The organism is Natrinema sp. CGMCC1.2065, assembly GCF_051225675.1.
GTDB lineage: Archaea > Halobacteriota > Halobacteria > Halobacteriales > Natrialbaceae > Natrinema > Natrinema thermotolerans.
On sequence record NZ_JBPJSJ010000002.1, the window covers coordinates 13,013 to 26,306 of the forward strand.

The following is a 13,294-nucleotide window of genomic DNA, read 5'->3' on the forward strand; positions in this document are numbered from 1 at the left end:
ACACACGAAGCGGCCGTATGAACGCGGACGCGGACGTCGTTACACTCGCGCGAACACTCCATGCAGAAGCCGAGCGCGCCAACGAACGGCGGGCGCTGGTCCTTGCGGGAGACCGAGAGCGCGGGTACGATCGTCTCGAGTCGATCCTCGATACCCTGTCGGTCCCGATTACGGCGACGACGCTGGTCGGGCCCGACGACCGACTTCGCTGCGAACAGTTGCCCCAGGCCAACGCGAGCGAATTGCTGGGAACGACGCGAGAGGTGATCGCCGTCGACGCTCACGCGGAACTCCGGCCCAACGCCGTCGGGAAAGTCGCCGGTGCGGTCGACGGCGGCGGCCTCCTCGTCTTGCTCGTGCCGCCGCTCGAGGCGTGGCCGGACCGCCGCGACGGGTTCGACGAATCGCTTGCCGTCCCGCCGTTCGAACTGGACGATGTCTCCGGCCGCTTCCGACGACGGCTCGTCGAGACCGTACGGGCGCACCGCGGCGTCGCCATCGTCGACCTCGAGTCAGGACGGATCGAGGCCGACGGCCTGACCCACCCGTCCCCGCGGCTGGCGACGGCCGATCCCGCACCGCCGCCGGATCGACGGTTCCCGATGGCCGCCTACGAGGCCTGCCTGACGGGCGATCAGGCCGACGCCGTCGCCGCCCTCGAGTCGCTGTCCGAGGCCGATCGGGCCGTCGTCCTCGAGGCCGACCGAGGACGGGGCAAGTCCAGCGCGGCGGGGATCGCCGCGGGCGCGTTCGCCACCGCCGGCGAGGACGTCCTTGTGACCGCCCCGGCGGCCCGAAACGCGGCGGAACTGTTCGATCGCGCGGGCGAACTCTGCCGGACGCTCGACGACGACGCGACGGTCGAGTCCCGCCGGATCGAGACGAGCGCGGGCGGCTCGGTCCGGTTCCGCGAGCCGACGGCCGCGGCGGAAACGACCGAAACGGCCGATATCGTCCTCGTCGACGAGGCCGCTGCGCTTCCCGTTGCGACCCTCGAGTCCCTGCTGACCGCGGACCGGGTCGCGTTCGCGACGACGATCCACGGTTACGAGGGAGCCGGTCGGGGCTTCTCGGTCCGGTTCCGGGACCGGCTGACCGAGAGCGACCACGAGGTGACCGACTGCCGGCTCGTCGAGCCGATCCGGTACGCCGGGGGCGATCCCGTCGAGGTGTGGGCTTTCCGCGCGTTGCTGCTCGACGCCCGGCCGCCGGTCGAGCCGCTGGTCGCCGACGCCGACCCCGACTCGGTCGAGTACCGCCGGCTCGAGCCCGACGCCCTCCTCGCGGACGAGCGCCTGCTCCGAGAGGCCTTCGGCCTGCTCGTCCTCGCACACTACCGGACCGAACCCAACGACCTCGCGCGCCTGCTCGACGCCCCCAACCTCGAGGCCCGCGCGTTGGTACGGGACGGCCACGTCGTCAGCGTCGCCCTGCTCGCGCGGGAGGGGAACCTGTCGCCCGATCGCCGCGCGATGATGTACGAGGGCGGCCGGATTCGGGGTAACATGCTGCCGGACGTGCTGACCAGCCAGCTGCGCGACGAGGCCGCCGGCGAGCCCGCGGGCCTGCGGGTCGTCCGCATCGCGACCCACCACGCGGCCCGCTCGCGGGGGCTGGGCTCGTTATTGCTCGAGCGCGTTCGCGAGGAGTTCGGCGACGGCGCGGATTCGATCGACTGGCTCGGGACCGGCTTCGGCGCGACCCCCGGCCTGCTCGCGTTCTGGCGGGCGAACGGCTATCGGACGGTCCACGTCTCGACGACCCGCAACGATTCGAGCGGCGAGTACTCCGCGCTCATGCTCGCGCCGACGACGGACGCGGGCCGGCGGCTCCACGACCGCCACGCCGAGTGGTTTGCCGGCCGATTCGGGGCCTGCTGTTCGGACTCGCTCGCCGACCTCGAGCCCGACGTGGCCCGTGCCGTCCTCCGGAGCGTCGACGCCGAGGCCGCGCCGCCGCTCGAGTTGTCCGATCACGAGTGGCGGGTCGTCGCCGGAGCCGCCTACGGGCCGGGCCTGTTCGACGTCGACCCCGGCCCCTTCCGCGGTCTCGTCGTCCGATACCTCGCCGACGACCCCGACGGTGTCGACCTGACCGCCCGCGAGGAGCGGCTGCTCGTCCTGCGCGTTCTGCAGGCCCGGGACTGGGAGTCCGTTGCCGACCGCCTCGAGTTCCATTCGACCAGCCAGTGTATGCGCGCGCTGGGCGACGCCGTCTGTCCGCTGGTCGATCGCTACGGGACCGCGGCGGTGCTCGCGGTTCGGGAGCGGTTCGCCGACGAGTGAGTCCGCAGTACCGCGAACGGCGGGCCGTCCCTCACCCCGTTTTCACGAACTTCGCCGTCCCGTTCTGTTCGACGGCGATCCGATACCGGTGATAACTGAACTCGACCTCCATCTGGGCCTCCGGTGCCGGCGGGTTCGAAAAGAGTTCGGCGAGCATCCCGTCCACACAGTCGTATATCGTCGGGAGGTCGGTCGAATCGACGCCCTCGAGGTCCATGATCGCCTCGATGATCTGTACCGTCGGGTTCTCGCCGTCGGGGTCGAGCGTCCGGTGAACGATCTCACTCTCGGTCTGATCCGTCATCGTCCCTGCCAATGGGAACCCCCAGTATAGATGTCCGGCATGATTCCGCTCTCCGAGACGCCGTCCCCGGCACGCACCCTCAAAACAGCCGTCGACGCAGCCGCTCGGGAAGGAGATCAACGAGCCACGCGATGGCCCGCCAGCGCCGCGTGACGTAGGCGTGCGTTCGCTTCTTCTCGATCGCTCGAGCGATCTGTGCGGCCGCCGTTTCGGGCGAACACTCCCAGAAGCCGCCCAGCGACAGCTTGGTGTCGACGAACCCCGGCTCGATGGTCGTGATCGCCACGTCCGTATCGCGATCGCCCTCCCGATAGCGAAGCCCTTCCAGATACGTCGAGACGTAGGCCTTGGAGGCGCTGTACGCCGGCGCGTCGTCGTTACCGATGTGGGCCGCCACGGACGAGATCCCCACGAGGTGGCCGTCCGACTCGCTGGCGTGGTCCGGCGTCGACTCGAAGTATTCCATCGCGGCCGTCGCCAGCGCGGTAAACCCGCGGACGTTGACGTCGATCGTCTGCCGTTCGGGCTCCCACTCGAGGTCCCGATTGACGGTCGCGACCCCGGCGCTGAGGACGACGAGGTCGACCGACGGCATCGCCTCCGCGAGGTCGAAAAAGCCCTGTCTGGCGTCCTCGACTGCGGTGACGTCCATCGTCGCGACGTAGGACTTGGTCGGTAGTTCGTTCCCGATCCGCCGCATCCGTTCGGTTCGCCGGGCCGCAAGTCCGATCTCGTAGCCGTCGGCCGCCAGCCGTCGGGAAAGCGCCTCGCCGATCCCCGAGGACGCGCCGACGACGATCGCACCGGGTTGCTGTGTCATATCCACAGGTTCGGAGCCGCGTACCTAACCCTACTGAAGGCGGTAGGCATTTGCCGCAGTCCGTCGTCGCCGTCAGTATGGTCGACGTGGTCCTCGTCGTCGCCGTCGCGTTGCTCGCCGGTGCGATCGTCGGCGCGGCCGTCCCGATGGTGCCCAGCGGTCTCCTCTCGCTGGCGGGGCTCGGCGTCTACTGGTGGGGGTCCGGCACCGCGGAGATCAGCGTCCTCACGTTCGCCGTCCTGGCCGTCATCGCCGTCGTCACGGCACTCATCGAGTTCTTCGGCGGGTCGATCGCCGCCCGCGCCGGTGGCGCGTCGTGGCTGACGACCGCCGTCGCCGCCGGCGTCGGCATCGTCCTCATGCTCGTCACCGGCCCGGTCGGGCTACTGGCCGGCCTCTTCGGGACCGTCTTCGTCCTCGAGTTCGTCCGCGGCGAGGAACTCGAGGGCAGCGCCCGGTCGGCGGTCTACACGACGGTCGGGACCCTCGCGTCGACGGCGGTCCAGGTGCTGTTGACGGCCACGATTTTGCTTGGCTTTCTCGTCGCGGTCTTCCTGCTGTGAGCCGCGGGAAACACTGAAGTCGTGGGTATCGTTCACGGAGAATGATGGACTGTACCGAACCCGACTGTCAGCGCCAAGCGGCGGTCGAGTTACACGTTCCGTGGGACGAGAACCGGCACGTCTGTGCCGCCCACGCCCGCGTGCTGGGTCGGCAGGATGGCGTCGTCGCCGATCCGTTACCGGATCGGGGTGACGACCTGCTCGAGTAATCGGCAGGAGCGTGGGAATCCCCGACTCAGAGAGCCGTCCCGTCTCGAAACGGCCTCAGGGATGTGTGTAGTACGCGACGGTCTCCGCGTCGTCCTCCTCGTCACTTTCGTGCCGATCGATCCGCGCGAACCCGACCCGCTCGAACTGCACCAGTTCGTCGGGCTCGAGGTCGGCGACGCCGGGCTCGGCGTGACCCGTGACGTCGCCGTCGATCGTCCGCATGCGGAGGGGGACGCGGCCGTCGGCCGGCACCCAGTGGACGACGTCAACGCCCTCCTCGCGGACCACGTCGAGATCGTCGGTGGCGTACCGCAACGCGCCGTCCTCGAGTTCGAACCCGCCCAGTCCCTTCAACCAGAGTCGCGTGTCCTCGGCGGCCGGCTCGGGGAGGTCCTCGCTCTCGAGCATAACTGAGTCGCCGACGGGGATCTCTCGGACGCCCCGTTCCTCGTGGTTGGGGTGCAGCGGCGGGTTCGCCTCGGCGGGCGGGTCACCGGCGAGGGGGACCTGATTGCCGTCGCGGACGAAGAAGCGGCGGTCCGTCTCCTCGTCGATCAGGTCGCGGTTGGCGGCGTAGATCGAACTCATCGCCAGATCGACGTCGCTGGTCGAGGTGCCGAGGCCCACCATCGCCTCGACGATGGCCTCGCCCCGAATACCGCGCCGGCGCAGGCTCTTGAGCGTCGGCGCTCGCGGGTCGTCCCAGCCGTCGAGTTCGCCTCGCTCGATCAGCTCCGAGATGGTCGAGGTACTCATCTTGACGTCGTAGTCGTCGAGCTGGACGTGGCCCCAGTGGACGACTTCCGGATACTCCCAGTCGAAGTAGTCGTAGACGAACTGTTGGCGCTTCGCGGAGTCCTGTAGGTCGATCCCGCGGATGATGTGGGTGATCCCGAGCAGGTGATCGTCGATCCCCGACTGGAAGTCGAGCATCGGCCAGCAGCGGTACTCGCTGGCTTCCTCGCGGGGGTGTGGCGTATCGATCATCCGGAAGGCGACCCAGTCCCGCAGTGCCGGGTTCTTGTGTTCGATGTCCGTTTTCACGCGGAGAACCATCTCACCGCTTTCGTACTCCCCGTCGATCATGGCCGCGAACTCCTCGCGGACCGTCTCGACGTCTTTCTCGCGGTGGGGACAGGCCTCGCCGCTGTTTTTCAACTCGGAGAATTCCTCGCCCGAACACGAGCAGGTGTAGGCCCCGCCGAGGTCGATCAGCTCGCGGGCGTGGTCGTAGTAGGTCTCGAGGCGATCGCTGGCCTTGTAAACGTCGTCGGGCTCGAAGCCGAGATATTCGAGGTCCTCGAGGATCGCGTCGTAGGCCTCGAGATCGGGCCGCTTGGTCTCGGGGTCGGTGTCGTCGAAGCGCACGCAGAACCAGCCGTCGTAGCGCTCGCGATAGGTGCCGATGACGGCGGGCATCCGGGCGTGGCCGACGTGCCACGGGCCGTTGGGGTTGGGCGCACACCGCATCCGGATCTCGTCGTAGTCGTCCGCGTTCGGGAGATCGGGGAGGTCGTGTTCGTCTTCTTCCGCCTCGGCCTCGATCTCGGCGAGTTCCTCGGGCGCGAGTTCTTCGAGGCGCTCGCGTTTCTCGTCGTAGCCGAGGTCGTTGACCCGGCCGACGACGCCGCCGGCGATGCCCGGAATCTCGTCGCCGTGTTGGCGGAAGTCGGGGTTGTCGCCCATCAGCGGCCCCATGATGGCACCGACGTCGGCGTCGCTCTCGTGTTTGACGGCGTTCAACAGCGCGTGCTTCTCGACCTCGCGCTCGATGCGTTCGCGTAAGTCGTCGTCCATTACCGGGCGGTACTTCCGCCCGGGCCAAAACCCTCGCGATTCGGGCCGCAACCGACGCACACAACGGCGGCTACCCGTGACGGGTCGGGGAAGTCACTACCGGCACACCCATCCCCGTCCTGTGGTCGTACAGAAAGATCGGCACGATAGCCCGTCTCAGTCTCGAGGTCCCCCTCGTCTTCTCGGAGCGATGCGACCGGAACGTCGGTTCGCTCGACCAGCGTGTAGAACTCGCCGGCCGTCCCCTCACGGGGCTCGTTCGGCGCGACGGGGTCGATCTCGTTTTCGTTCGGGCCGGCGGTCCCGAGGACCGAGTCGAGACAGTCGGCGGTCGCGATCGCACCGACCGCCATTGCCGTCCCGAGTAGGTCGCGTCGGGAGAGCCCGCCGGCTCCGTCCGTGGAGTCGTCAGTCATATCAACCGCTCGGTGGGGAATTCGCAACAGAATCCGGGCGAAATCGAACGCCGTCTCGAGCGGTGCGTCGCCCGTGCCGACCGCCAGCGGGTGCCCGATCGAGCGTCAGTAGCCGCGTTCGATCAGGTAATCCGCCAGCTCACAGAGCAGGTCGCGGGCCTCGTTGTCCGGCAGTACCTCGAGTCGGCGCTTGCCCCGTTCGACGAGATCGGTCGCGGTTTCGTCGGCGTAGGCGATCGAGCCCGACGCCTCGAGTTCGGCGACGGCGTCGTCGATCTCGGCCTCCGTGACCGCCTCGACGTCGTCGGTATCGACGAGGTTCTCGACGTCGACGCCCTGCTCGCGGGCGTGGACGGTGATCAGGGTCTGTTTGTTCTCGACGAGGTCGCTCCCGCGCTGTTTGCCCAGTTGTTCGCTCGGGACGGTCAGATCGAGGACGTCGTCCCGGATCTGGAACGCGCGGCCGATGTCGAGCCCGTAGCCGTAGAGTTCCTCGATGGTCTCGTCGTCGGCCCCGAGCAAGATCGCAGGGAGACACGCCGACGCGGCGTACAACACGGCCGTCTTCTGCTCGACCATCTCGAGGTACTCGTCGGGGGAAACGTCGGCCCGTTCCTCGAAGGTGACATCCAGCGACTGGCCCTCACAGATGTCCGTACAGGTCGTCGCCAGCACGTCGAGCGCGTCGACGATCCGATCCGACTCCGCGCCCGTCTCGAGCATGATCTCGAAGGCCTTCGAGTAGAGCGTGTCGCCGGCGAGGATCGCCGTCTCGAGGTCGTACTCCTTGTGGACGGCCGGCACCCCACGGCGGAGGTCGTCGTCGTCCATGATGTCGTCGTGGATCAGGGTAAACGACTGGATGACCTCGACGCTGACCGCGGCGGCCATCATATCGACCGGCCCGCTCCCGTCGACCGGGTCGAACGAGCGGTAGTCCGCCGACAGCGGATCGACGTCGGTCAGCGCCTCCGCGGTCGTCAGCAACACCGTCGGTCGGAGTCGCTTGCCGCCCGCATCGAGCAAGTAGCGGGAGGCTTCGTAGAGCCGCTCGGGCCGCTTGATCGGTAGCTCCTCGGGAATCGCGTCGTTGACCTGCTCGCGGCGCTTCCGGACCGCCTCGAGCACCGCCTCTTCGCGTGCCTCTGGGCTCGTCATATCAGTCGACTAGCTGGATGAGGTTCCCGTTGCGTGTCACGTGAAGATCTCGGCCCATCTTGTAGCCCTCGCTCTCACAGAGATTGACGTAGCTGGAGAAGCCGCTCATGTCCTGGTGGGCGGGGATGACGTGTTGCGGTTGGAGCGCATCGAGCATCTCGTAGTGCCCCTCTTGGTTGAGGTGACCAGAGACGTGGATGTCGTCGTAGACGCGTGCGCCCTGCATGCCGAGCAACTTCTCGGCCTGGTAGCGCTGGCCCTCGTTGGTCGGCTCCGGGATGACCCGTGCCGAGAAGACGACTTTGTCGCCGTCGTCCAGTTCGTAGGGCGTCTCGCCGCGGGCCATTCGGGTGAGCATCGCGCGGGGCTCGCCCTGGTGGCCGGTGACGATGGGCAAGTAGTTCTCCTTGCCTTCGTTCATGATGCGTTTGAACGTCCGGTCGACGGATTTCCGGTGGCCGAACATCCCCAGATCCGAGGGGAAGTCGATGAAGTCGAGCCGTTCGGCAGTGCCCGAATACTTCTCCATCGACCGCCCGAGCAGGACCGGCTGCCGGCCGATGTCGTCGGCGAACTCGACCAGCGATTTGACGCGGGCGATATGGCTCGAGAACGTCGTCGCGACGATGCCGCCGTCGTAATCTTCCACACTGTAGAGGACGTCCCGGAGGTGTTCGCGGGCGACCTTCTCGGAGGGGGTCCGTCCCTTCTTGCTGGCGTTGGTACAGTCCTCGATGTAACACAGCACGCCGTTGCCCTCGCGACCGATCTCGCGGAACCGCTCCATGTCGATCGGGTCGCCGATGACGGGCGTGTGGTCCATGCGCTTGTCAAGCCCGTAGACGATCGCCCCCTCGGGCGTGTGAAGGACCGGGTTAATGGCGTCGATGATCGAGTGGGTGACGTTGACGAACTCGAGTTCGTTGCGGTCGCCGATCGACATCGTCTCGCCGGCCTCCATCTTGACGAGGTCGTTCTCGACGCCGAACTTCTGTTCACCCTCGATCTGTTGTTTGACCAGCTCGATCGTAAACGGCGACGCGACGATCGGCGCGTCGTATCGGTGTGCCAGCTTCGAGATGGCACCGATGTGGTCGAGGTGCCCGTGGGTCGGCACGATGGCCTTGACGTCGCCCTCGAGGTCGCTCATGACCCGGTCGTCCGGGATTGCGCCCATATCGATCAGGTCGAGACTGTGCATCCGTTCGGTTTCGACGTTGTCGTGGATCAGGACCTGCGAGAGGTTCAGACCCATGTCGAAGATGACGACGTCGTCGCCGGCGCGGACGGCAGTCATCTGCCGTCCGACTTCTTCGTAGCCGCCAATGGTTGCGATTTCGATTTCCATGGTTCGTAGCACTGAAAGCCGCGTGATGGACTCTCATCGAAACTGTCCGCGGACGCCTAGTCGTACGGCCCCGGCGTCTTGCAGCGCGTCGGCCATCCCGCTATGCGCTCGCGGGGACGATCGTCCCCGTCCGGCTCACGACATCGTGAGCCACCGAGCGCACTTGCCCGCGGGTTTCGTTGCTCCCCCCTACACGCCCGGGCATTAAAAACGCAGTGGGTTGGCCGTCCGGAGCGACCGTCTCGTGGGGGCGGTCCGGGCGGAACGCGGGGGGCTGTCACGGGTTTCGAGACACCGTAATCCATTTCTCTATTCGGCCGAAACCGGTGGGCAATACATGCTTTCGGAGGGATCGTCGTGTACGTAATCATCGTCGGTGCCGGCGAGGTCGGGCGCTCGATCGCCGCGAACCTCGAGGACGGCCACGACGTGGTCGTCATCGACCGCGACGCGAACGTCGTCGAGGAACTCACCTACTCGCTGGACGTGCTGACGATTCGGGGCGACGGGACCGACCTCGAGATCCTTCGTGAGGCGGACCTCGAGCGGGCGGAACTGGTCATCGCCTGTACCGACAACGACGAGACCAACGCGGTCGTCTGTGGCGCGGCCAAGGCCGCGACGGACGTCTTCACGGTCGCTCGAGTGCGCCGCCGGACGCTGCTGGAAACGTGGCAGGGATCGCAGGGTGCCTTCGGCGTCGATTTCATGGTCTGTACGGACCTGTTGACCGCGCGGGCGATCTTCCGTATCTCCGGCCTGCCCAGCGCACACGACGTCGACACGTTCGCCGGCGGACTGGTCCGGATGGCCGAGTTCGACATTCCGACGGATAGTCCGATCGTGGACCTGACCGTCAGCGAGGCCGACTGTTACGACTCGCTGACGTTCGCGGCGATCTTCCGCGACGACGAGATGATCGTAACCCGGGGTGACACACACATTCGGGCGGGCGACCGGGTCGTCGTCATCGGTAGTCCCGACTCGATCAACGAGTTCGCCGACGAGGTCGCGACCAAACCGGACGACGCCGAGGAGGTCGTCATCGTCGGCGGCAGCGAGGTCGGTTACCAGGCGGCCCGCGAGTTCGAGGACCACGGGTTCCGGCCGCGGCTGATCGAGCGGGACCACGAACGGGCCCGCGAGATCGCCGAATCGCTGCCGAACACGATGGTCATGGAAAGCGACGCGACCAACTCCGAGTTCCTCGCGCGCGAACACGTCGGCGAGGCCGACGTCGTCGTCGCCGCCTTAGACAGCGACGAGAAGAACCTGCTCGTCTCCCTGCTTGCCGATCGGCTCGGCGTCGACCGTACCGTCGCGATCATCGAGAACCCCGAGTACGCCGACCTCTTCGAGACCGTCGGGATCGACGTCGCGATCAACCCCCGCGAGGAGACCGCCGAAGAGATCATCCGGTTTACCCGGACCGACAACACCGAGAAGATCGCGATGCTCGAACACGACCGTGCCGAGGTCATCGAGATCGAGATCGGCCCGGAGAGCGTCCTCGCCGGGCGTGAAATCGTCGACGCGACCGACGATCTCCCTCCCGGCGTCGTCATCGGCGCGATTTCGCGGTCCGGCGACCACATCACACCCCGCGGGTCGACCGTCATCGAGCCCGGTGACCACGTCATCGTCTTCGTCGATGCGACGGTCCTCGACGACGTCCTCGACCTGATCTAGCGCCGCTGTTCGTTCTCCGCAGTTTCCGTCGCCACAGCCTCCGCTCTCGTCGACCAAGCACTGTCACTCGTCTCGATCCCGGTTCGACAGTCGCCTCGAGGACGAGGCGACGGGCCACCACCAACCGTCAGCGACGGATACCGCGATAAAGGACGTATGCGACGAAGAAGAGAACGTACGCCGCTGCGAGGCCGACCGTAACGGTCGAGCGGCCGAGGAAGGCGATGACGAGTATCAGGACCGGCCCCGCAAGCAGGAGCGAATCGAAGACCCGGTCCTCCGCGCCCGACTCGAGGAGGTCGCCGACGATCGGGATATCAGAGACGGTCATCGGTAGAGCCCCCCGCGGTCGAAGACCGCCCGCAGCGTCACCAGCACGGGAATGATCTCGAGGCGGCCGATCCACATGTTAAAGAGGAACATGACCTTGCCGAGCGTCGGGAGCGACTCCGGCCCGGTGATACCCGCCGAGAGGCCGACGTTCCCCTGTGCGCTTGCCACTTCGAAGATAACGTTCTCGAGGGTGTACTCGCCCTGCGGGAGCATGATGAGAAGCGCGAAGGTGCCGAGCCCGAGGAAGAGGAACCAGAGCGCGGCGATGATCGCCGCTTCCTCGAACTCCTGGCGTATTTCCTGCTCGTTGAGCCGGCGGCCGTTGATCTTCAGTCGGCGGACGGCCGTCTCGGGGTAGAAGACGTCCGCGATACGGAACCGGATCCCTTTCAGGAGGGTGAGCGCTCGGATCAGCTTGATCCCGCCGACCGTCGACCCCGCCGCGCCGCCGACGACCATCCCGAACACGACGGTGAGCTGGGCCTGTGCCGACCAGCGCCCCAGCGCGACGTTCGTCGCGTCGGTCGCGGTCTGGAAGCCGGCACAGGTCGCCGCCGAGACGAACTGGAACGAGCCGTACCGGAACGCGGTAAACAGGGAGTCGTACGTGTCACTGACGTACACCAGCACGGTCAGCAGAACCGTCCCGATCCCCATGTAGATGAACACCCAGCGGGTCTGCAGGTCCGAATAGAGGTTCCGCAGGTCACCCTGCAGGATGAGATAGTGGACGGGGAACGCGATGCTGCCAAGCAGCATGATCGGGAGGAGCGCGAAGTCGATGGCCACGCTGTCGTAGGTCGCGATCGAGTTGTCAGTGATCGAGAACCCGCCGGTCGCCAGCCCCGTCATGCCGTGGTTGATCGCCCCCCAGAGCGGCATTCCGACGACCCACAGCAGCAGGATCGAGACGAACGTAAAGAGGATGAAGATCCACCAGATCGTCTGCACGGTCGAGACGATGCTCGGGTGGATCCGCTCGGAGCGGGCTTCGCTCTCGTAGAGGGTCAGCGAGCCGCTCCCCGGCCGGGCGAGGATCGCCGTCGTGAGGACGATCACGCCCACGCCGCCGATCCACTCGATGAACGACCGCCACCACTGCAGCGTCCGCGGCAGGACCTCCTCGTTGTCGGTCATCGTCAGCCCGGTCCCGGTGAAGCCGCTCATGCTCTCGAAGACGGCATTGATCGGGTTCGTAAACGCCGCGAGCGTCGACGTCTGGGACGGCTCGCCGAGGATCGGCGGCGCGAGTTCGACCGTCCACGCGATGAGGAGGAACGGCAGCGAACCGAAGATCGCGACACAGAACCAGCCCAGCGCGGCGATGATCATCCCGTGGAGCTTGCCGGGCCGGGCCGCGTCCCGGAACCGCGAGGTCAAGATGTAGCCGACGGCAAAGGGGACCAGTCCCGCGACGACCAGTGCCGGAATCGCGTAGTACTCCCCCCAGATGAGCGGCACGAGGATCGAAACGAACAGCAGTCCGGCCAGCGCCTGAAAGATGCGGCCCAGGTCCCGTCCGATGGTCCGTGCCGCCCCCTTCATCCGTCACCCTCCACCGGCTTCGGAGACGCCGGTACGGTGAGGGCTTGCCGCCCCGCTCGAGGCAGGGCTCCCGAAGACGGCCGTGCGGTACCAGCGGCGTCGGTCCGGACCCACCGTCGATCGACCGTCATTGGACTCGGTCTTCGGGATGGCCGAACACGTCCGTGAGTTCGGGTTCCGCACCGAACGCCGAATAGACCGTCAGGAGGTCCCCGGCCTCGATCCGCGTATTCCCCCGTGGCGTGATCGGCGGATCCTCGCCCTCGCGTTCGATCGCGACGACCAGGACGTCCTCGGAGAGGAGGTCACCGTCAGCCGCCTCGATGAGGGTCTTCCCGGCGATCGGCGCGTTTTCCGTCACCTCTATCTCGAACACTTCCGCCTGCTCGCCGATCCGCATGTAGTCGACGATCGCCGGGCGAGCGACCGCCCGATAGAGGTATTCGGCGATGAGTTCCTGCGGATTCTCCATCGTGTTGACGCCGATCTGGCGGAACACGTTCATGTGTTCGGGATCGTGAACGACCGAGACGATGTTGGGGACCTCGTGTTCCTGGGCGAGCAGACAGACCATGATGTTGGTCGCGTCCCGGTCGGTCGTACTGATCAGGGCGTCCGCCCGCTCGATGCCGGCGTCCTGAAGCGCATTGTGATCGGTTGCATCGTCCTCGAGAATCAGACAGTCGTACGTACCGGCGGCCCGATCCGCTCGTTCGGGATCGTTCTCAATGACGACGACTTCGTTTCCCGAACGCGTCGCGATATCGATGAGGGGTTGGCCGATATCGCCCGCACCGACGATGACGATATACATTAGATCGGTGTT

Annotated in this window: 13 protein-coding genes; 4 read left to right on the forward strand and 9 right to left on the reverse strand. The window is 66.7% G+C overall.

Annotated elements, in window-relative coordinates; genetic code table 11:
- The first annotated feature begins 17 nt into the window (after positions 1–17).
- Entirely contained in the window at positions 18–2,285 is a 2,268-nt protein-coding gene (gene tmcA, locus ACSBP4_RS03280; RefSeq protein WP_435551355.1) for a tRNA(Met) cytidine acetyltransferase TmcA, read from the forward strand.
- A 31-nt stretch (positions 2,286–2,316) separates the two neighbouring features.
- Here tmcA and ACSBP4_RS03285 read toward each other — a convergent pair whose 3' ends face one another.
- Together ACSBP4_RS03285 and ACSBP4_RS03290 are read right to left on the reverse strand one after the other, a co-directional pair.
- The gene (locus ACSBP4_RS03285) at positions 2,317–2,589 is read right to left on the reverse strand and encodes a HalOD1 output domain-containing protein (protein ID WP_435551356.1); all 273 of its coding nucleotides are present in this window, start codon (positions 2,587–2,589) and stop codon (positions 2,317–2,319) included.
- A 79-nt stretch (positions 2,590–2,668) separates the two neighbouring features.
- Positions 2,669–3,409 (reverse strand): SDR family NAD(P)-dependent oxidoreductase, encoded by a 741-nt coding sequence (locus tag ACSBP4_RS03290; RefSeq protein ID WP_435551357.1) that lies wholly within the window; start codon positions 3,407–3,409, stop codon positions 2,669–2,671.
- Between the two features lie 77 nt (positions 3,410–3,486).
- On the opposite strand from ACSBP4_RS03290, the gene ACSBP4_RS03295 reads away from it, so the two are divergent.
- Together ACSBP4_RS03295 and ACSBP4_RS03300 are read left to right on the forward strand one after the other, a co-directional pair.
- Entirely contained in the window at positions 3,487–3,972 is a 486-nt protein-coding gene (locus ACSBP4_RS03295; protein WP_006650718.1) for a DUF456 domain-containing protein, read from the forward strand.
- 44 nt (positions 3,973–4,016) lie between these two features.
- Positions 4,017–4,181, forward strand: a complete 165-nt coding sequence (locus ACSBP4_RS03300; RefSeq protein WP_172704592.1) for a hypothetical protein — start codon at positions 4,017–4,019, stop codon at positions 4,179–4,181.
- 55 nt (positions 4,182–4,236) lie between these two features.
- Here the strand turns inward: ACSBP4_RS03300 and ACSBP4_RS03305 are convergent, their stop codons facing one another.
- The 4 genes from ACSBP4_RS03305 to ACSBP4_RS03320 form a co-directional block, all read right to left on the reverse strand.
- Positions 4,237–5,979 (reverse strand): glutamate--tRNA ligase, encoded by a 1,743-nt coding sequence (locus ACSBP4_RS03305; RefSeq protein ID WP_435551358.1) that lies wholly within the window; start codon positions 5,977–5,979, stop codon positions 4,237–4,239.
- A complete protein-coding gene (locus tag ACSBP4_RS03310; protein ID WP_049966676.1) occupies positions 5,979–6,395 on the reverse strand; it encodes a hypothetical protein in 417 nt (138 codons plus the stop codon). The genes ACSBP4_RS03305 and ACSBP4_RS03310 overlap by 1 nt, the downstream gene beginning before the upstream one ends.
- Positions 6,396–6,500: 105 nt before the next feature.
- Positions 6,501–7,553, reverse strand: a complete 1,053-nt coding sequence (gene idsA3, locus ACSBP4_RS03315; RefSeq protein WP_006182169.1) for a geranylfarnesyl diphosphate synthase — start codon at positions 7,551–7,553, stop codon at positions 6,501–6,503.
- A 1-nt stretch (position 7,554) separates the two neighbouring features.
- Positions 7,555–8,901, reverse strand: coding sequence for a ribonuclease J (locus ACSBP4_RS03320; protein WP_006650714.1), 1,347 nt, complete (start codon positions 8,899–8,901; stop codon positions 7,555–7,557).
- Between the two features lie 357 nt (positions 8,902–9,258).
- Between ACSBP4_RS03320 and trkA the strand changes: the two genes are divergently transcribed.
- Entirely contained in the window at positions 9,259–10,590 is a 1,332-nt protein-coding gene (gene trkA / locus ACSBP4_RS03325) for a Trk system potassium transporter TrkA (protein ID WP_049966675.1), read from the forward strand.
- Between the two features lie 127 nt (positions 10,591–10,717).
- Here the strand turns inward: trkA and ACSBP4_RS03330 are convergent, their stop codons facing one another.
- The 3 genes from ACSBP4_RS03330 to ACSBP4_RS03340 form a co-directional block, all read right to left on the reverse strand.
- Positions 10,718–10,921, reverse strand: a complete 204-nt coding sequence (locus ACSBP4_RS03330; RefSeq protein WP_049966674.1) for a hypothetical protein — start codon at positions 10,919–10,921, stop codon at positions 10,718–10,720.
- Positions 10,918–12,468: a TrkH family potassium uptake protein gene (locus ACSBP4_RS03335; RefSeq protein ID WP_006650711.1), complete on the reverse strand. Its 1,551-nt coding sequence runs from the start codon at positions 12,466–12,468 to the stop codon at positions 10,918–10,920. The genes ACSBP4_RS03330 and ACSBP4_RS03335 overlap by 4 nt, the downstream gene beginning before the upstream one ends.
- Positions 12,469–12,595: 127 nt before the next feature.
- Positions 12,596–13,282, reverse strand: coding sequence for a potassium channel family protein (locus tag ACSBP4_RS03340; protein WP_049966673.1), 687 nt, complete (start codon positions 13,280–13,282; stop codon positions 12,596–12,598).
- Positions 13,283–13,294: the final 12 nt, after the last annotated feature.